Genomic DNA, 18,466 nt, shown 5'->3' on the forward strand with positions numbered 1-18,466 from the left:
AAAGCTCTGCCGAATTGACGAGGCGCTTTTCGGCGATAGGTTTCCGGTCTTGTGAAACGGGAGATAGCAGTCATGGAGCTTCATCGCGGCCGCCTTGTCGACCACATCCAGCTGGTGGTCAAAGATCTCCCGGCCAGCCGGCGTTTTTACGAAGCTGTCTTCAAGGTGCTCGGTATTCCGATCGGTGGTGAGGCTGCAGATTATTTCTGGGCCGACGAGCTGTTCATCTCCAGCGTCGACAGCCGAGCGGCGAGGGGACAACTGACCGGGCGCCATCATCTGGCCTTCCAGGCCAGGGACCGCGCCATGGTCGACGCTTTCTACCGGGCCGGCCTCGACGCCGGCGGCATCGACAATGGCGGACCGGGCGAGCGGCCTTACCACCCTGGCTACTACGCTGCCTTCCTGCTCGATCCCGACGGCAACAACATCGAGGCCGTGTTTCACGGGGCTGCGACGCGCAGTGCTGCTTCGGTGACGATCACGTTCTAAGGCGCGGCTCATCCGCTTTCGCGGAGTTGACGCCTCTCTGTCGGAAGCGGCCCAAAGCAACAATTCTATGCTAGTCTCGCCAGCCATCGATCGGACGGCAGGGGGTAGCAATGTCGCAAACGGACAAGGTATTTGCCGGCTCGATTCCGGAAAACTACGACCGCTACATGGTGCCGTTGATTTTCGAGCCGTTCGCCGCGGATCTTGCACGACGGGCAGCGTCCCTGTCGCCCGGTGCCGTTTTGGAAATTGCAGCTGGCACCGGGGTTGTCACCCGCGTGCTGGCGCCAAAATTGTCCCCAGGCGCAAACTTTGTCGTAACCGACCTCAACCAGCCGATGCTCGACTACGCCGCTTCGCGACAAGCGCCCGACAGTCGCATCACATGGCGCCAGGCTGATGCGATGGCGCTGCCGTTTGAAAATGCAGTCTTCGATCTCGTTTGTTGTCAGTTCGGCGCGATGTTCTTTCCCAACCGCACATCGGCCTACCGCGAGGCAAAGCGGGTCCTGAAGCCCGGAGGCCGTTTTCTATTCAACGTATGGGATCGCATCGAGGAGAATGTCTTTGCCGATGATGTGACGAATGCTCTGGCAAAGATGTTTCCGAACGATCCGCCGCGCTTCCTGGCACGCACGCCGCACGGCTACAATGATACGGCACTGATCCGCAGCGACCTGGAAGACGCAGGTTTCTCCCATGTGGTGATCGAAACGAGAGCCGAACAAAGCCGTGCCTCCTCGCCGCGCATTCCGGCCGTTGCCTATTGCCAGGGAACGCCGCTTCGCAACGAAATCGAGGCCAGGGACGCGGGGAAACTGGAAGCGGCTACCGACTGTGCAGAATCTGCGATTGCAGCCAGACATGGCAGTGGCGCGGTTGCCGCCAAGATTCAGGCACACGTCATCGTGGCTGTGGCCTAAGCCATTGGGGCGTAGCGGTTGACCACCATGCCGCAGGCATAGGCTTTCGATCCGAGCAGCCGCAACTGTCTGAACCCGCCCCGGTCGAAAATCCTCTCGCCGTCGCCAAGCGCCGCCGGATTGATGAACAGCTGCAATTCGTCGACCAGCCTCGCCGCAATCAACGCCGAGGCAAAGCCGGCGCCGCCGAACACGGCCATGTCACCGCCCTTGGTGGCCTTCAGCGCCTTGACCTCGCGCGGCAGGTCGCCGCTGGCAATCGTGGCGCGCTCCCACCGCGACGCCTTGAGCTTGTCGCTGAGCACCACTTTGTCAGCATCGACGATGCGCTGTGCAAAGGCATAAAAACCGTCGCGTGGAAAATTCTTCGCCGCATCGCCCCAATGGGTGAGGTAGCCTTCCTCGGCCATCTTGCGGCTGAGCAGTATGGTGTCGATGCCGGCGAACACGGCGTTGAAATCCCGCTTCAACGCGTCGTCCCACGGGCAATTGCCACCCCATTCCCAGAGCTGCCAGTGTTCACCGCCAGCGGCGCCGACAAAGCCATCGACCGACATCTGCATCTGCAGGATAAGCTTTCTCATGTCCTCACTCCCTGGCTGTCGGCGGTTTCAAGGAGCCATGCGCTCGCTCCCGCCACTAGTGGTTTACTTCTGGAAGTGTTGACGCATCGCCAAAATGATGTCAATAGTAAAGTGATTTAAAAATGGAACCATAGAATGTCGACCAGGGAAAAATCCGGCTGCCCGATCAACCGGTCGCTCGAACTGCTCGGCGATCGCTGGACGTTGCTGATCGTTCGCGACCTGATTTTCGCGAGCAAGAAGCACTTCAGGGAGTTCCTGCTGTCCGACGAGGGCATCTCGTCGCGCACGCTGGCCGAGCGGCTGCAGACCCTGCAGGAAGAGGGCATCATCACCAGGAGCGGCGATCCCAGCCACAAGCTCAAGGCGATCTATCGCCTGACCGAGGCCGGCATCGACCTGTTGCCGGTGCTGGCGACGCTCGGCGCCTGGGGCAGCAGATATCGCAATGCTGATGGTGAACTCGCGAGGGTCGCCGATGAGCTGGCGGCAGGCGGGGAAGCGGCGTTGGAGCAGCTGAAGCAGCAGTTGCGCGCCGAGCATATTGGATGACAGCCAATCTCCCCCCTCGTGGGGGAGATGCCCGGCAGGGCAGAGGGGGGCGCGAAGGATCGCCAGCCTTGCGTCCAATCTGCTTCGAGCGAGAATTGGGCCTAGCGCGCCATGCTATTTGATTGACAGGCGGCGGGACAGCGCCCCCCTCTGTCCTGCCGGGCATCGGGGGAGATCGGCAGAGGGAGGTTCACTTGGACACGACTGTTGCCATTGTCGGCGCCGGGCCAGCCGGTCTTGCGGTCGGCGCCTGCCTGAAGCGGGCAGGGATCGATTTCGTCATTCTTGAGAAAGCGAACGAGGTCGCGCCGGCGTGGCGGCGGCATTATCGGCGGCTGCATTTGCACACGGTCAAGAAATTCTCGTCGCTGCCGTTCCAGCCGTTTCCCAAGGACTATCCGCGCTATGTGCCGCGTGAGCTTGTCGTCTGCTATCTCGACGACTATGCGCAAAAATTCGACCTGCGCCCGCGCTTCGGCGAGACGGTGAAATCCATTCGCCGCGACGATGGCCATTTCCTGGTCGAGACCGGTTCGGACAGTTTGCGGTCACGCCATATCGTCATCGCCAGCGGCAACAATGCCGAGCCGATCGTTCCCAAGCTCGCCGCCATCGAGGCCTTCAAGGGCGAGGTGCTGCACAGCGCCGACTACACCGAGGCGGCACCTTTTGCCGGCCGCTCGGTGCTGATCGTCGGCATGGGCAACACCGGCGCCGAGATCGCGCTCGACCTTGCTGAGAACGGGGTGCGGCCGGTCATCTCGGTGCGCAAAGGCGTCCACATCGTGCCGCGCCAGCTGTTCGGCGTGCCGATCCAGATGGTCGGCATCGCCAGCCGGCCGATGCCGCAGGCGCTGAACGACTGGCTGTTCCCGATCATTCTCGATCTCGCGCTGGGCAAGCTCGAAAAATACGGCATCGTCAGGCCGAAGCAGGGCATCCTGCAGCAGATCGACCAGGTCGGGCGCATCCCGGTCATCGATGTCGGTACGGTGGAAGCGATCACCAAGGGCGCCATCAGGATCGCGCCCGATATATTGCGTTTCAGCGAGCGTGGCGCCCAATTCACCGATGGCCGGCAGGAAGCGTTCGACGCCGTCATCCTCGCGACCGGCTACCGGCCGGGCTACGAAAAGTTCTTGGCCGCTGAGTTGCAGCCGGAGCGCAGCGGTGTCAACGCGCGGTCGTCCGAACTCGGCCTCTACCTCGTCGGCTTCCACAATCCGGTCACCGGCCTGCTGCGCGAAATCGGCCGCGAGGCGATTGCGGTGGCGGCCGACATTGCGCGGCGGGGTGGGTGAAGACTGCACCTTGGCCCTTGGTCGGACAACTGGCGATGTCGAAGGGGCTTGAGGAACAATTCACATGAGGGCACGTTTAGGCCAGTTGCGGAGAACGGTCTCCGGCAATGGTGCGGAGCCCCTAAATGTCACTTTTCGGTACAACAATTCGCTACGGCAGCCTCGCCCAGGCCTTTCATTGGCTGACCGCTTTGCTCGTGCTCGCCGCCTTCCTGGTTTCGGAAGGCGGTCCCCCGACGCGCGTCTATTCGGAGGCCAATGCCGCTACCTTGCAGTTGCATGAATCGCTTGGCTTCGCGGTCTTCGTGCTGCTGGTCATTCGGCTGCTGTGGCGCGTGTTCGACCGAGTTCCGGAAGCGCCACCCATGCCTGGGTGGATGGATCTGGCATCGAAAGTGACACACTGGGCGCTCTATGCGCTGTTGTTCGCGGTGCCCCTGACGGCGATGGCTTCGGAGCACTTGGTCCGTATTTCTCGACGTGGAATCCCGGCGCCTCCCTGGCGGAAATCCACGGTACGCTTGGGGATATCATAATGTGGCTTGCCGGCCTGCATGCCGCAGCCGCGATCTACCACCATGTCTTCCTTCGCGACCGCGTGCTGAGGCAGATGCTGCCAGGCCTGCCCGAGGCCTGATCCGGTGGGAGCGGGAGCGCGTGGCCGCTCCGCTCATTCCGGTATGATCCTGGTCGCCTGGTTCCCTTCGTCCAGCAGCCATTGCCGCACCGCTTGCGTTGGCTCGGGGTGCCTCTGCTTGCGTGGCACCACGACATGGAAATCCTGCGTGCCGCGCATCTCCGCACTGAGTGGCTGCGTCAGCCGGCCGGCGGCGATGTCCGCGGCGACGAGGAAGCGGCTGGCCAGCGCGATGCCCTGGCCGGCGATGGCCGCGTCGATGGCCAGACCCGTCTGGTTGAAGCGCATGCGCTTGGCCTCCGTCGTCATCTTCTGGCCAAGCGCCTTTTCCATGAATTCCGGCCACAGATTGTGCGCGTCGTGCAGCAGCACATGATGCTGGATGTCGGCCGCTGCGATCTCGTTGGCACCGGTCGGCAGCAGCGCCGGGCTGCAGACGGCGACGATCTGTTGCGGGAACAACAGGTCGACGACAAGGCCGGGGCCGAAGGGCGGACGGCCTTGTCGCACGGCAATGTCGACGCCGTCGCTCTGGAAACTCGACAGGCTTTCGCTGGCCAGGATGCGCAAATCGACCAGCGGGTTGTGCGCCACGAACTCCGGCAGTTTCGGGATCAGCCATTTGGTGGCAAAGCTCGGTGTGACGCTGATCGTCAGCCGCGCCGGCTCGGGGCGCAACAGCAAGGTGGCTTCCGAGATCAGGTCGAAGGCACGACGGATGTTCGGCACATAGGCGCGGCCCTCATCGGTCAGCGCCAGGCCGCGCGGCAGCCGCTCGAACAGTTTTGCGCCGAGATCGGCCTCCAGCCCACGAATGTGCTGCGCCACCGCGCCTTGCGTGACGTTCAGCTCCTGCGCCGCGATGCGAAAGTTGAGATGACGCGCGGCGGCTTCGAAGGCGCGCAGCGCATTCAACGGCGGCAGGCTGTGGAAGGCTTCGGGCATCCAGGAGTTTTTCTACTGCTTGATTTCAGGCTTTCTGGTTCGAACCAGATGACAAAACCAGCTATATCATCCTTTGAATGCATAAGGTACGCGCCACAAATCCCTCAAGGAGAGAAAAAATGAGTGTAGAAAAAGTGGCTGTTGTCGTTGCCGGCGGCAGCGGCATGGGTGCGGCAGCGGCAAAGCGTTTGGCCGCGGACGGCTTCAAGGTCGCCATCCTGTCCTCGTCCGGCAAGGGCGAGGCCTTGGCCAAGGAACTTGGCGGTCTCGGCGTCACCGGCTCCAACCAGTCGAATGACGATCTGCAGCGCCTTGTCGACCTGACGCTCGAGCGCTTTGGCCGCATCGACGTGCTGGTCAACAGCGGCGGCCACGGCCCGCGCGCGCCGATCCTCGAGATCACGGACGAGCAGTGGCACACCGGCATGGACGTCTATCTGCTCAACGTCATCCGGCCGGTGCGCATCGTGGCACCGCAGATGGTCAAGCAGAAGGCCGGCGCCGTCATCAACATCTCGACCGCCTGGGTGGTCGAGCCGAGCCCGATGTTCCCGACCTCGGCCGTGTTCCGCGCCGGCCTTGCCGCCTACACCAAGATCTTCGCCAACACCTATGCCGCCGACAATGTGCGCATGAACAATGTGCTGCCCGGCTGGATCGACAGCCTGCCCGCCACCGAGGAGCGCCGCGACAGCGTGCCGATGCAGCGCTACGGCACCTCGGAAGAGATCGCCGCTACCATCGCCTTCCTCGCCTCCGAAGGTGCCGGCTACATCACTGGCCAGAACATCCGCGTCGATGGCGGGATCATCCGCGCGATCTGACGAGTTGCGATCTCCCCCCTTGTGGGGGAGATGTCCGGCAGGACAGAGGGGGGCGCTGTCCCGCCAGCTTTCGGCGATATGCGGCTTACCACCGCAAGCACTATCCCCCATTCACAAAAGCCAGCACCAGCTTCTGCAGATTGCCGCCAGGGCCGAATTCGACGCGATCGAAGTCGCGGCTCGCCTGGCGCTGCGCCAGCGAGATTTCGGCGAGCTGCCTGGTCAGTTCGGTCCTGATCTTGCTGCAGCCGGGGTCGCCGGCGACGGTCAGGCCGACGCTCACGGTCTCGATCTTGTGCACCATCTCGACGATGGCTGCGCCATGCACCCTTTCGTGGGCGGCAAGCCCGGCGATGAACACCTCCCAATTCTTTTGAACAGTGGCCGGCAGTGGTCCCGCCGGCTTGGGCAGCGTGTAGGTGATGATCAGTTTTGGCCGCGCCGACTTGAGCACGCAGGCATTGCCTTTCGGTCTGTAGTCCCTGGTCCAGGTCAGCTTGAAATTGGTGTGCGCGATGACCCGCCCCTTGCCAAGCAACGGCCCCCGTTCGCCGATCGCGGCATAGAGTTCGGGGCCGGTCTGACCTGCAATGGCGTAGGTCTCGACCTTCTCGACAGGCTTCCAGTCGGCGCGCGCCGGCGACGCCAGGAGAGAGGCCGCGAACAGGAGAAAGAACAGGGCTGGTTTCATGGGAACGTCAGAGACACTGGGTTGAGGCAAAGATCAACCCGGTGCAGCGGCGCTCAGCCGCCGCGGCAAGCCGCGTCATAGTCGGCCAGCACCTGATCGACCGCCGCGAGCAGAATGGCCTCGGGGTTGCCTGCCGGTCCGAGCGCGGCCGGCAGCATCGGCAGGAACTGCCGCATCAGTGTTTCGGGAATGCTGACGCCGTTGAGCACCTCGCGCAGGCGGCCGACGGCGACGCCTGCGGTGGGGTTGCTCCAGTAGTAGCGGATGCGGTCGCTGTAGCTGTAGTGCCGCTGCAGGTAGAGGCTCGCGCTGTCGCCATGATAGTGGCTGTGCCAGTGGCCGGGTGCTGCCAGCATCACGCGCTCCATCGTGCGGGCAAGCGACCGGTCGCCATAGTCCGCGACCATTTCGGAGGCGATCAGGTCGAGCCCGTAAAGCGCCTCGCGCAAGGCAAAAGTCAGGCCCGGACCGACCTTGAGGATCGGAAAGCCGTTGTCGACAAGCGCGGTCAGCGCCGCGCGGCTCTGGTAATCGGTGGAATGCGCCTCGTAGACGAGCGACGGTTCCTCGTCGAGCAATCCGGTCAGCGCCTTCGACGCCTCGGGTGCGTAGGGAACAACATTCTGGCTGCCGAATTCGACGCCCGGCTGCACGACCACGGCGATGACGCGGCCGAACGCTTCGGCAAGGCCTTCCCTGGCAAAAATCTCGCGATGCACTTCGATCGTGCGCCGCGCCGCCGCCGCTTCGGTCGGCTTCAGGTCGCTGATCGTATGGTCGACGCCGCCGGGGGCAGGGACCTCGGTGCCGATGATATAGACCGGCAAGGTGCTGCCGGCCGCGCGCGCCGCCTTTTCGGCCGCCTTGGCCAGCCGCGCCGCCCGCGTCGCGATGGTCTCGTCGTCGAGCGCCGCCGGCTCGCCGGCACAGCCCATCGAGGCGTCGAGATGGATCTTGCTGAAGCCGGCCCAGACATAGGCGGTGACCATGGCTTCGGCCTTGATCATCGCTTGCGCCGCCGGCTCGGCGCGCCACGGGTTCGGTCCAAGATGGTCGCCGCCGAAGATGATGCGCGAGGGGTCGAGCCCTTCTCGGCTGGCGATCTCCAGCACGAAGGCGATGAACAGGTCCGGCGTCATCCCGGTATAGCCGCCGAACTGGTTGACCTGGTTGCAGGTCGCCTCGATCAGCAGGATGGTTTCCTTGTCCCTGACGGCGCGCCGTATCGCCGCCTGGATAACCAGCGGATGGGCCGAACAGATCGAGGCGATGCCGTAGGGCGATCCGTTTCTGCGCGCGGCAGCGAGGCCTGCAACCGGATTGGTCCTCATGTCGCTCTCGCTGTCCCGGCGATGAAATCGTCAAGCACGTCGAAGCCCGCGGTGCCTTCCATCGGCCCCAGTCGTGTCACGTTGCGGGCGCCGGCGGCATTGGCATAGAACAGCGCCTTGCCGGGCTCCATGCCCTTGCGCCGGCAGGTGAGATAGGTGGCGCCAAAACAGTCGCCGGCGCCTGTCGGGTCGACTTCCTCGACCAGGAAGCCGGCGCAGTCGATCCTGCTGCCGTCCCTGCCGAAACAAGAGGAGCCGGCAGCGCCGCGCTTCAGCACGATCTCACCGACGCCCCTAGATATCAGCGCCTTCACCGCCTGGCATTCGTCATCGACGCCGGCCGCAGCGAGTAGCTCGTCGCCGGAGGGCAGCAGCAGGTCGGCATCGTCGACCAGAGCGGCGAATTGCGCGCCGTCGGCGCCGTCGATCAGTTCCTTGCGCATGTTCGGATCGAAAGAGGTCGAGCCGCCGCGGGCGCGCACCGCTTTCAAGGCATAGGCGACGATCTCCTTCAGCCCGGCTACCGCCAGAGTGGATCCCATGACATGCAGATGGCCGGCTTTGTCCGCCAGATGGCGCGCCTCGGCCGTGAGGCGGATTTGCCCGGCGGCGGATTCGGCGATGTTGTAGACGAAGTCCCTGCCGCCGTCCGGCCGGTAGCGCACGAACGCGCTTCCGGTGGGGTAGCGGTCGCTGACGGCGACGGCGGAGACGTCGACGCCGTCGTGCCTCAGCCGGTCCAGATTGATCGTTCCGAAATCGTCACGGCCGACGCAGCCGATGAGCCCGGCGCCGCCGCCCAGCCTTGCCACCTGGTCGATGAAGATCGCCGGTGCGCCGCTCGGGTAGGGGCCTACAAGCGTCAGCGGTTCGAGGAACCCCAGGCCCCGGTCCGTCGCCATGATCTCGACCAGGATTTCGCCGGCGGCAATCGTCGGGCCCGCGGTCTCGGCGGCGATCTCCCTTCGGCGGGACAGGCTCATACTTGCAATTCCTTCTCCCCAGCGGGACCGGACGCCGGTCGTTGGCGGCGCGCGACGATAGCTCCCTGTTATAGCCGAGGTAAATCGCGTCGAGAGCGAAGTCAACAGAAACTACACGTGCGTTCACTTTTTTTGCAACGCGCGCGGTTTTCCAAAAGCGCAATATGGCGACCCGCTATCCGCCGAGCTTTTGCGAGGTGCCAAATATCAAGGTTTGCGCAGCTTGACTCCTGGGTCTTCAAGCGCAATAAAATATACACGCATGTTCACTTACACATGCGCATTCGTAAAGGAGGAGACGAAATGCCAATTGGTAAGCGTATGGGAATTCTTGGCCTGTCGGTCGCAGCTTTGGCGCTGACGGCCGGTGCCGCTCTGTCCGAGGAGATCACGGTTGCGACGGTCAACAATGGCGACATGATCATCATGCAGAAGCTGTCGCCCGAATGGGAGAAGGCGACCGGCAACAAGGTCAACTGGGTGGTGCTCGAGGAGAACGTGCTGCGCGAGCGGGTCACCACCGACATCGCCACCAAGGGCGGCCAGTTCGACGTCTTGACCATCGGCGGCTATGAGACCCCGATCTGGGGCAAGAGCGGCTGGCTCACATCGCTCAATGATCTCGGCGACGACTATGACTACGACGATCTGATCGCGCCGGTGCGTAGTGGCCTCACCGTCGACGGCAACCTCTACGCCGTACCCTTCTACGCCGAAAGCTCGTTCACGCTCTACCGCAAGGATCTGTTCGACGCCGCCGGCCTGAAGATGCCGGAGCAGCCCACCTATGACCAGATCACGGAATTCGCCGACAAGCTCACCGACAAGTCGAAGGAACAGTATGGTTTGTGCCTGCGCGGCAAGCCGGGCTGGGGCGAGAACATGGCCTTCCTCGGCACCCTGATAAACACATTCGGCGGCCGCTGGTTCGACATGGACTGGAAGCCGCAGCTCAATTCGCCCGAGTGGAAAAAGGCGATCGGCTGGTATGTCGACACGATGAAGAAGGATGGACCTCCGGGCATCAGCTCCAACGGCTTCAACGAGAACCAGACTTTGTTCGCCTCCGGCCATTGCGCCATGTGGATCGATGCCACGTCGGCGGCGGGTCGAGTCTATGATCCGAAGCAAAGCCAGGTCGCCGACAAGGTTGCCTTCGCCAAGGCGCCGGTGGCGGTCACGCCAAACGGTTCGGCCTGGGGCTGGGCATGGAGCCTGGCCATCCCGACTTCGACCAAGAAGGCGGATACCGCAAAGTCCTTCGTCAAATGGGCGACCTCGAAAGCCTATGTCCAGCGCGTCGGCGAGACCGAAGGCTGGGTCGCGGCGCCTCCGGGAACGCGCAAGTCCACCTATGCCAGCGCCGACTACCAGAAGGCAGCGCCTTTCGCGGCGACGGTGCTTTCGGCGATCGAATCAGCCGATCCGACCAAGCAGACCAAGGATCCGGTTCCCTATACCGGCATCCAGTTCGTCGCCATTCCTGAGTTCCAGGGTATCGGCACCGAGGTCGGTCAGGCGATAGCCGCCGCGGTCACCGGCCAGCAGTCGGTCGACGATGTGCTGAGTGGCGCCCAGGCTTCGGTGGAGAAGACGATGACGGAGGCGGGATACATCAAATAGGCGCGTTCAAGCCAGGGACGGAGCGTGCCGTCCCTGGCGATCCGGGCCTGAAAAAACCTCCCGTTGCAGCAGGCCTGGAGGATGCACGGACCCGTCCACAGCGGGTCCGTGCTTTCCTTGGAAACAGCCCGCCTGGCAAGGCCGGGCCATGCCTCTGATGACGTCGCGCTGGCCGCCGTTTGGCGGTACATCCTTTTGAGAAACGCTGGAAAAATTTGAAATGAGACTGAAGAACAAGATTGCCGTCATAACCGGCGGTGCGCGCGGCATCGGCCTCGGGTTTGCGCAAGCTTTTGTGCGCGAAGGCGCCAGAGTGGTGATTGCCGATATCGACATCGAACGTGCCACGCGCGCGGCCACCGCAATCGGTCCGGCAGCCAGCGCCGTCAAGCTCGACGTCACCGACCTCGAAGCGATCGACAAGACTGTGACCGCGGTCGACCGCGATTTCGGCGGCATCGACATCCTCGTCAACAACGCGGCCATCTTCGACATGGCGCCGATCACCGAGATCACCGAAGCCAGCTACGACAGAGTTTTCGCCATCAATCTCAAGGGGCCGCTGTTCATGATGAAAGCGGTGGCCAACGTGATGATCGCGCGCGGCCGCGGCGGCAAGATCATCAACATGGCGAGCCAGGCCGGTCGCCGCGGCGAGGCACTGGTAACACTCTATTGCGCCTCCAAGGCAGCGATCATTTCGGCGACCCAGTCGGCCGCATTGGCGCTGGTCAAGCACGGCATCAACGTCAATGCGATTGCGCCCGGCGTCGTCGATGGCGAGCATTGGGATGTCGTCGACGCCCACTTCGCCCGCTGGGAGGGCCTGAAGCCGGGTGAGAAGAAGGCGGCCGTGGCCAAGTCGGTGCCGATCGGCCGCTTCGCGAACCCTGAGGATATTGCCGGGCTTGCCGTCTTCCTGGCCTCGTCCGACAGCGACTACATCCTGGCGCAGACCTACAATGTCGACGGCGGCAACTGGATGAGCTGAGGCCAACAACCTCGCCCATGTCGTCAAGGGAGACCGAAATGAAGGCCATCCGATTTACCGCCGCGGGCGTTGCCGGCATGACGGAGCTGGACCTGCCAAGGATCAAGCCGGGACATGCTCTGGTGCGGGTCCGTGCCGCCGGGCTTTGCCACACAGACATCGAGGTCCTGCATGGCCGATACGGGGAGGGCGCGTTTCCGCTGGTCCCCGGTCATGAATATGCCGGCACGGTGGAGGCGGTCGCCGAGGATGTGACCACAGTCAAGCCCGGCGACCGGGTCGCCGTGGATCCCAACATCCCGTGCGGGCATTGCCCGGCCTGCAGCAAGGGCCTCACCAATCTGTGCGCCAGCCTGAAAGCCTATGGCGTCACCGCGGATGGCGGCTTCGCCGAGTACAGCCTGGTTGCCGTCGACCATTTGCACGGCATAGGCGATCTTGGTTTCGCCACCGCAGCCCTTGCCGAGCCGCTCGCCTGTGTGCTGAACGGCCTCGGCGCCGCCGGCATCGAGCAGCGCATGCCCGGCACCGCGCTGGTCTTCGGCGCCGGGCCGATCGGCCTGCTGCTTGCGCTGTCGCTGAAGGCGAGAGGGGTGGCAAAGGTTGCGGTTGCCGACATCAGCGAGCCCCGGCTTGCCTTCGCAGAAGCGCTCGGCCTGGAGCCGCTGATGTCCGGATCGCAGGCGCTGTCGGCACGGGCGCGGGGCTTCGATTTCGTCGCCGACGCCACCGGCGTCGCCAAGGTGGTCGAGGGCATGATCGGCTTCACCGCCGATGGCGGCACCGCGCTGGTTTTTGGCGTCTGCGCGCCCGATGCCAGGATCTCGGTCGCCCCGTTCGAAATTTTCCGCCGCCAGATCAAACTGGCGGGGTCGCATTCGCTGAATCGCAACATTCCGCAGGCGCTCGATATTCTCAAACACGACGACGGCACGATGGCGCGGCTGGTCAGCCACCAATTGCCGCTTTCCGAACTGCTGCCGTTTTTCGCCAAAGCCGGCGGCGACCCGGCGACGATGAAAGTACAGTTTTCCGCAGGCATTTGAGCGAGGATGCGCGGCACATCATGAACCGGCAAACTGGCTCTACCACGGGTGAAACCTTGCTGCTTTGCGCAAGATGGTGACTCACGTAGACAAGGAAGGTCGAACAGGGGGCCGGCAAATGGCAAAGACGATAAGGACGATGGAGGACTTCTCGGCCTTTGTCGGTCTGTCTCGCACGACGGTTTCCAAATATTTCAACGACCCCAGCTCGGTCAGGAAAAACACGCGCGGCACCATCGAGGCGGCGCTGAAGAAATCCGATTTTCGGCCGAGCATGTTCGCCGTCAATCTCAACCGCCGCCGCAGCAACATTCTGGGCGTCATCATTCCGAATTCGACCGATCCGTTCTACATGGCGCTGACGCGCCGCATCGAGCTGATCGCCAACGAAGCCGGCTTCCTGGCGTTCGTGCTGTCGTCGGACGGTCGTGCCGAAATGGAAGACCAGGCGATCCAGACCTTCAAGTCGATGAACATCGCCGGCGCCATCATCGCGCCGCTCGGCGTGCAGTCCCACCACCGCATCCTGGCCGAACTTGGATCGAGCATCCCGCTGATCTATGTCGACTCGCCGCTTGACGAGACCTCGTCCTTCGTCGGCACCGACAACCGGCAGAGTTTCAGGCTGATCGTCGACTATCTCTGCCGATCCGGCGAGCCGCCCTGCTATTTCGCCATGCCGCTGGTCAACAACAACGCCTCGGCGCGGCAGGGCGCCTATGTCGAGGCCATGCAGCAGTTGAAGATGACGCCTGAAATCGTGGCCGTCGCCGACACACGGTCATGGGATTTCGAAAAGTTCGGCTTTGACGAAGCGCTTCGTATCCTGAAGTCACAAGGCTTTCCGACCAAAACGGTGCTTTGCGCCAACGACCGTGTCGCCTTCGGCGTCATCGCCGCCGCCTATCAGCTGGGCCTGAAGGTCGGCCACGGCGCGGACTGCGACCTCAGGGTTGCCGGACATGACGACCACCCCTTGTCGCGCTACGCCTGCCCACCGATCACGACAGTGGCGCAGAACTACAACGAGATCGGTCGCCTGGCCATCGAGCTGCTGCTGGAGCGGCTGGATGAAAAATCCTCAGCCAAACCAGCAAATGGTCGCATTCTGCTCAACGCGGAGCTGATGCTGCGCAGTTCGGCTTGAGGCGGGGAAGGCTAGCCGGCGGCCAGCTTGCTCCGAGCGCAATACGGGTGCGTGCCGACAGGGACGATCTCATAGCCGACGGCGATCAATTGGACCTTCAATTCCTCGAAATGCCGCTTTGAGCCGCTGACGATCGATTCAGGCGTGTAATCCCAGCCGTTGCGAGCAGCATTGGCCAGGATGTCGGCATAGGCACGCATGCTGGCAATTTTCACATCCGACTCCAGCAGCTGCCTGCATCCGCTTGCGATTGACGGCGACGGGGCGGCGGAAAAACCCAGGATCGCGCATGCCAGCACTATTGCAACAGGACGCATCGAAACCTCCCTTCGGCTGAACGCGGCTTGCAGCTGCGTGCGATGAGCTTGCATCGCGTTCACCTGAGGTGGCATCGGGCAGGTGCGGTATTCTGCCTCCTGCATTTGTAGTATTTTGCTGCGCTAGCAGTTGAAACCGTGCCTATCCGATGGCAGGGAACTTCTCGATGAACCGCATCGCGACGTCTTCACCGACCGAAGCGCTATCGGACCGCGAGCGCGCGGTGGCGGAGAGATTTGCCTCGGGCCTGACCTATCGCGAGATCGGCAAAGCGCTGTTTATCGCGCCTTCGACGGTCCGGACTCATCTCGCCGCGATTTACGAGAAGCTCGGCGTCAACAACAAGATCGCGCTTGCCTCGCACATCAATGGCGCCGCGCGCGCCGTGCTGGCACCTTCGCTGGCCGAGGCCTCGCCGGTGCTCGCCATGTTTCCGATCGAATGCCTGAATGCCGAAGAGCGCTGGCGTCGCTTCGCCGACGGCCTATCGTCGGACATCAGCATCGATCTCGCGCGCTATGCCGATCTACCGGTCATCGCCTTCCACACCATGAAGTCGCTGGGCAGCAAGCCCGCCGACTTCGCCGCCGACGGCAAGGCGCTTGGCGCCACCTATATCGTCTCGGGCCAGCTGCGGGCGGATGACCGGCAGGTCCGACTGACGATCGAATTGGCTGACGCTCAGAACGGCGTCAGCCTGTGGAGCGATCGCTTCGATCGCCCGCTGGAGGACGTGTTCACTCTACAGGACAGCCTGACCGAAAGCGTCATCAACGTGCTGGCTGGATGTGGTGGGGCGATTGCTACCGTCGGCCGCAACGCCGTTCGCCGCAAGCCGCCCGCCAGCCTGCGCGCCTATGATCTCTATTTGCTTGGTGCCGAACAGCACAACACCTTCAGCCGCGCCGGAAATGCCGAAGCGATCCGCCTTTTTTCACGTGCGCTCGAACTCGATCCCACCTTGGTCAGGGGTTGGATCGAGCTCGCTTATGCCTATTCGATCCAGTCCTGCCACGGTCTCGGTGGCGATCTTAAGGGGGGTGTCGAGAGGTGGCGTGCGGCTGTCGAAAATGCGCTTCGGCTCGACCCGCTGGATAGCACAGTCCAGACTTGCCTGGGCGACCTCATGGGATGCCTTGGCGATCTCGAGGCGGCGGAGCGCGCGTACCAGCGCGCCTTCGAATACGGTGCCAACCATGCCGACACGCTGGCGTTGCTGGCCGGCAGCAGGGCTCTGGTCGCTGGCGACCCGGCCGCAGCGATGCCGCTCATGGAGCGCGCCATGCGCCTCAACCCGCTGGCGCCGTCCTGGTATTTCGGCATGCAGGGCCGCGTCCTGTTCGCCGCCGGCAGGCATCGAGAGGCCATCGCATCGCTGCGCAGGGGCGCGCCGGATTCACCCAATGTGATCATGTTCCTGGCGCTGGCGTATGCGGTGGTTGGCGAGTGTGCGGAGGCGGCCGGGTTGGCGGCCCGGCTCCATGACGAATTCCCCGAGTTCTCGGTCGAACGCTTCATCGCCGGCTACCCCGTCACCAACCCTGATGCCGCAGAGGCCATTCGTCAGGCCGCAAAGCTGGCAAAACTCGGATAGAGCCGCAAGAATCGGGTGGTGCGCGCCGGCGCAGTATGCAAACCCGGCCCTATTGCAGAAGAGGGTCTCCATGCTCACGCTTCATGATTATCTGCCGTCGCAAAACGGCTGGAAGGCCAGGGTCCTGCTCGGGCTGCTCAACATTCCCTACGAAAGCCGAATGGTCTCGATCTTCGAGGGCGAGAGCCACACCGACACCTTCCTGAAGCTCAATCCGGCCGGTGCCGTCCCCGTGCTCGAACTCGACGACGGGCGCGCCATCGCTGAGTCCAATGCGATCCTGACCTATGTTGCCGAGGGGACGCCCTTGCTGCCGGCAGACTTCTATCGGCGCGCCAAAATCATGCAGTGGCTGTTCTTCGAACAGTATCATGTCGAGCCGGTCATCGGCTCGCTGCGCTACTGGACATTGACCGGAAGGCTCGAGCGCAACCAGGCAATAGTTGCCGGCAAGCGCGAAGCCGGCGTGCGCACGCTGGCCGCGTTGGAGCGCAGCCTCGCCGCCACTCCGTTCCTCGTCGGCAACGATCTGACCATCGCGGATATCGCCGTCTACGCCTACAGTCACCGGGCCGAAGATTGCGGTTTCTCTCTCGCGGACTACCCGATGCTCATGGCCTGGGTCGATCGCGTGCTGGAGACCATCGGTCCGGACTATCCGGTGCATCCCTACAGCATCGACCCGCATTCCGGCGGGTGAGCAACCGGGCGCGCAAAGCGCCCGGTGCTAATATTGTCAGTGCTTGCTCTTGCCGGTTCCGGCGCTGCCCCCGATTGGAATGCGCCTGGATTTGGCCTGGGCACGCTGGGTCTTGGGCAATGTCACGGTGAGCACGCCATTGTGGAAGGCGGCGCGGACCTTGTCCTCCTCTACTTCGGTACCGAGCGGGATGCGTCGCTCGAAGCGGCCGTAGAAGCGCTCGGAGAACTGCTTGTCCTTGTCCTCTGTCTCGGCGCGCTTTTCGCCACGCAGCGTCAGCATTCCGTCATCGAGCATCACCTCGACATCCTTTTCCTCCATGCCCGGGATTTCGGCGGTCACGCGGATCTCGGTTTCGCCGTCGGAGATTTCCATGCTCGGCCAACTGGCGTTTGCGCCAAAAGCCCGGGCGAGCGACGGCAGCCGTGTGTCGAAGCCGCGCAACGCATCGTCGAACAGCCGGTTCATCTCGCGATGCAGCGTCATGAAAGGATCGCGCTCGCCTTCGCGATAGAAGTTCGGGGCCTGACTGCCTTCCCGGCCCCAGGGCATGAGATCACGAATAGCCATTTCATTGGTCTCCTTTTCTCGACTGGTTCACATCAGGCGATGCCGGCACCCCCCGCATCCGTGTGTTCAGCCTGGATCCGCAGACTCTCAAGTCGAACCGTGCCGCTGCTCCGGGCTCGAAGCCGGGCGGCCAAGGAGCCGACGCCCTGCGCCGGTTCCGTTCGGCAAACCGGCAAATGTCGATTTGGAGGTTGTCGGCGCGAAGTCAAGACCCAGATTCCATCCAGCGGCAGATTTGATCCCCGATGCCGGTCTCCGGCTGGGTGCTCAACGGAGTTGGGCCGGCACCCTTGCATCGGGCACGGAGGAGAACCATGACACGCAATGACATCATTTCGGTTCTGGGGCCTGTGGACGAGGCCATCATCGCCGACATCGCGTTGACCGGCGCCAGCCTCGAGGAATTGCGCGAGGCCTTCGCCTGGATCGGCGCCGACGAGGCCCTGGTCAATGAGGGCCATCCCTTGCCGGGCGCCAGGGTGGCGCGGTTGATCGAGATCCTCGACCCGCCGGAGGACGAGGACCAACTGGCGAGCGCGGCTCCCGGGCTCGAGTAGTACGGGGGAAGGGCTGTAGGAGAGTAAGGTGGCGCGGAACCGCCCCCGTTCCCCTTGCTTCTACGCCCTCGACAGCAGCCTGCGCATGATCAGCGACGCGTGGCCTCCCACGCCATGCGCGGCCGCCCGCTTCTCGACCACCTGGAATCCGTGTTTGCGGTAGAAGGCGATGGCCCGGTCGTTGCCCTCGATCACTTCCAGCGCGATGCTCGCAATGCCCGCATGGGCGGCAAGCACCGCGTGCAGCATGTCGACCGCCAAGCCGGTGCCGAATTCGCCGGGGTCGATGTGCAGCCGGTCGAGCATGACGTCGCCCTTGTCGTTCATCGCCGCCATCGCGTAGCCGGCGATCGAGCCGTCGGGCCGTTCCGCCACGAAGGACATCTTGTTGTCGTCGCGCAACTCCGCCGCCAGCTGCTCCGGCGCGTGCTTGTCATCCGACAGCCGCGCCGTGGTCTCGGCGCCCAGGATCGGCGAGTAGGTCCGGCGCCAGGATCCGCCCAGGAGTCGCGAGGCCGACGCTACATCCTGTTCGGTCATCGCCCTGATCTGCGTCATCGCTTGCTCCTGTTCCGGATTGTCTCGAAATTCACCGCCTCACGCGCGGCTTGCCGACAAAACGAAGGCGGCAAGGCCGGCGAAAACAAGGCGAGGGCA

At 63.5% G+C, this 18,466-nt stretch carries 22 protein-coding genes; 14 read left to right on the forward strand and 8 right to left on the reverse strand.

All coding sequences use genetic code 11. The features are described 5' to 3' along the window. The first annotated feature begins 63 nt into the window (after positions 1-63). Positions 64-492, forward strand: a complete 429-nt coding sequence (locus AC1D0N_RS05725; RefSeq protein ID WP_477243095.1) for a VOC family protein — start codon at positions 64-66, stop codon at positions 490-492. Positions 493-602: 110 nt separating this feature from the next. Next, entirely contained in the window at positions 603-1,415 is an 813-nt protein-coding gene (locus tag AC1D0N_RS05730) for a class I SAM-dependent methyltransferase (RefSeq protein WP_477242310.1), read from the forward strand. On the opposite strand, the gene AC1D0N_RS05735 is transcribed toward AC1D0N_RS05730, so the two are convergent. Continuing rightward, positions 1,412-1,999 (reverse strand): dihydrofolate reductase family protein, encoded by a 588-nt coding sequence (locus AC1D0N_RS05735; RefSeq protein ID WP_477242312.1) that lies wholly within the window; start codon positions 1,997-1,999, stop codon positions 1,412-1,414. The two genes, AC1D0N_RS05730 and AC1D0N_RS05735, sit on opposite strands and share 4 nt — an antisense overlap. A 135-nt stretch (positions 2,000-2,134) precedes the next feature. On the opposite strand from AC1D0N_RS05735, the gene AC1D0N_RS05740 reads away from it, so the two are divergent. The 4 genes from AC1D0N_RS05740 to AC1D0N_RS05755 all read left to right on the forward strand — a co-directional run bounded on the left by AC1D0N_RS05740 (position 2,135) and on the right by AC1D0N_RS05755 (position 4,489). Beyond that, positions 2,135-2,551, forward strand: a complete 417-nt coding sequence (locus tag AC1D0N_RS05740; protein ID WP_477242314.1) for a winged helix-turn-helix transcriptional regulator — start codon at positions 2,135-2,137, stop codon at positions 2,549-2,551. A 194-nt stretch (positions 2,552-2,745) separates the two neighbouring features. Then, a complete protein-coding gene (locus tag AC1D0N_RS05745) occupies positions 2,746-3,852 on the forward strand; it encodes a flavin-containing monooxygenase (protein ID WP_477242316.1) in 1,107 nt (368 codons plus the stop codon). 125 nt (positions 3,853-3,977) lie between these two features. Beyond that, positions 3,978-4,388 carry a cytochrome b gene (locus AC1D0N_RS05750; RefSeq protein ID WP_477242318.1) on the forward strand — a complete coding sequence of 137 codons (411 nt, stop codon included), beginning with the start codon at positions 3,978-3,980 and terminating at the stop codon, positions 4,386-4,388. Further along, positions 4,388-4,489 carry a hypothetical protein gene (locus AC1D0N_RS05755; RefSeq protein WP_477242320.1) on the forward strand — a complete coding sequence of 34 codons (102 nt, stop codon included), beginning with the start codon at positions 4,388-4,390 and terminating at the stop codon, positions 4,487-4,489. Before AC1D0N_RS05750 ends, AC1D0N_RS05755 begins: the two co-directional genes overlap by 1 nt. A gap of 33 nt (positions 4,490-4,522) precedes the next feature. On the opposite strand, the gene gcvA is transcribed toward AC1D0N_RS05755, so the two are convergent. Further along, positions 4,523-5,434, reverse strand: a complete 912-nt coding sequence (gene gcvA / locus AC1D0N_RS05760) for a transcriptional regulator GcvA (RefSeq protein ID WP_477242322.1) — start codon at positions 5,432-5,434, stop codon at positions 4,523-4,525. Between the two features lie 119 nt (positions 5,435-5,553). Here gcvA and AC1D0N_RS05765 point away from each other — a divergent pair, with 119 nt between their 5' ends. Next, positions 5,554-6,258 (forward strand): SDR family oxidoreductase, encoded by a 705-nt coding sequence (locus AC1D0N_RS05765; RefSeq protein WP_477242323.1) that lies wholly within the window; start codon positions 5,554-5,556, stop codon positions 6,256-6,258. Between the two features lie 100 nt (positions 6,259-6,358). Here the strand turns inward: AC1D0N_RS05765 and AC1D0N_RS05770 are convergent, their stop codons facing one another. The 3 genes from AC1D0N_RS05770 to AC1D0N_RS05780 are packed head-to-tail and all read right to left on the reverse strand — an operon-like array spanning position 6,359 to position 9,263. Next, a complete protein-coding gene (locus tag AC1D0N_RS05770; protein WP_477242325.1) occupies positions 6,359-6,949 on the reverse strand; it encodes a DUF922 domain-containing Zn-dependent protease in 591 nt (196 codons plus the stop codon). A gap of 53 nt (positions 6,950-7,002) precedes the next feature. Next, the gene (locus AC1D0N_RS05775; RefSeq protein WP_477242327.1) at positions 7,003-8,280 is read right to left on the reverse strand and encodes a D-tagatose-bisphosphate aldolase, class II, non-catalytic subunit; all 1,278 of its coding nucleotides are present in this window, start codon (positions 8,278-8,280) and stop codon (positions 7,003-7,005) included. Continuing rightward, complete coding sequence (locus AC1D0N_RS05780) at positions 8,277-9,263, reverse strand: tagatose kinase (protein WP_477242329.1); 987 nt, start codon at positions 9,261-9,263, stop codon at positions 8,277-8,279. Before AC1D0N_RS05780 ends, AC1D0N_RS05775 begins: the two co-directional genes overlap by 4 nt. A gap of 309 nt (positions 9,264-9,572) precedes the next feature. On the opposite strand from AC1D0N_RS05780, the gene AC1D0N_RS05785 reads away from it, so the two are divergent. From AC1D0N_RS05785 to AC1D0N_RS05800, 4 genes are all read left to right on the forward strand, one after another. Continuing rightward, positions 9,573-10,886: an ABC transporter substrate-binding protein gene (locus tag AC1D0N_RS05785; RefSeq protein ID WP_477243096.1), complete on the forward strand. Its 1,314-nt coding sequence runs from the start codon at positions 9,573-9,575 to the stop codon at positions 10,884-10,886. Between the two features lie 220 nt (positions 10,887-11,106). Next, positions 11,107-11,877, forward strand: a complete 771-nt coding sequence (locus AC1D0N_RS05790; RefSeq protein ID WP_477242331.1) for an L-iditol 2-dehydrogenase — start codon at positions 11,107-11,109, stop codon at positions 11,875-11,877. 38 nt (positions 11,878-11,915) lie between these two features. Further along, positions 11,916-12,923 (forward strand): zinc-dependent alcohol dehydrogenase family protein, encoded by a 1,008-nt coding sequence (locus AC1D0N_RS05795; protein WP_477242333.1) that lies wholly within the window; start codon positions 11,916-11,918, stop codon positions 12,921-12,923. A gap of 139 nt (positions 12,924-13,062) precedes the next feature. Then, positions 13,063-14,070, forward strand: a complete 1,008-nt coding sequence (locus AC1D0N_RS05800; protein WP_477243097.1) for a LacI family DNA-binding transcriptional regulator — start codon at positions 13,063-13,065, stop codon at positions 14,068-14,070. A gap of 11 nt (positions 14,071-14,081) precedes the next feature. On the opposite strand, the gene AC1D0N_RS05805 is transcribed toward AC1D0N_RS05800, so the two are convergent. Beyond that, positions 14,082-14,492: a hypothetical protein gene (locus AC1D0N_RS05805; protein ID WP_477242335.1), complete on the reverse strand. Its 411-nt coding sequence runs from the start codon at positions 14,490-14,492 to the stop codon at positions 14,082-14,084. 62 nt (positions 14,493-14,554) lie between these two features. Between AC1D0N_RS05805 and AC1D0N_RS05810 the strand changes: the two genes are divergently transcribed. After that, a complete protein-coding gene (locus AC1D0N_RS05810) occupies positions 14,555-15,982 on the forward strand; it encodes a LuxR C-terminal-related transcriptional regulator (RefSeq protein ID WP_477242337.1) in 1,428 nt (475 codons plus the stop codon). A gap of 70 nt (positions 15,983-16,052) precedes the next feature. Further along, entirely contained in the window at positions 16,053-16,682 is a 630-nt protein-coding gene (locus tag AC1D0N_RS05815; protein WP_477242339.1) for a glutathione S-transferase family protein, read from the forward strand. Positions 16,683-16,718: 36 nt separating this feature from the next. Here AC1D0N_RS05815 and AC1D0N_RS05820 read toward each other — a convergent pair whose 3' ends face one another. Next, positions 16,719-17,252 (reverse strand): Hsp20/alpha crystallin family protein, encoded by a 534-nt coding sequence (locus AC1D0N_RS05820; RefSeq protein ID WP_477242341.1) that lies wholly within the window; start codon positions 17,250-17,252, stop codon positions 16,719-16,721. A gap of 314 nt (positions 17,253-17,566) precedes the next feature. Here AC1D0N_RS05820 and AC1D0N_RS05825 point away from each other — a divergent pair, with 314 nt between their 5' ends. Next, entirely contained in the window at positions 17,567-17,809 is a 243-nt protein-coding gene (locus AC1D0N_RS05825; protein WP_477242343.1) for a hypothetical protein, read from the forward strand. A gap of 60 nt (positions 17,810-17,869) precedes the next feature. On the opposite strand, the gene AC1D0N_RS05830 is transcribed toward AC1D0N_RS05825, so the two are convergent. After that, on the reverse strand, positions 17,870-18,367 hold the full coding sequence (locus AC1D0N_RS05830) for a GNAT family N-acetyltransferase (RefSeq protein WP_477242345.1): 498 nt from the start codon (positions 18,365-18,367) through the stop codon (positions 17,870-17,872). Positions 18,368-18,466 lie beyond the last annotated feature (99 nt).

This window comes from Mesorhizobium sp. P2_E10 (assembly GCF_056404235.1).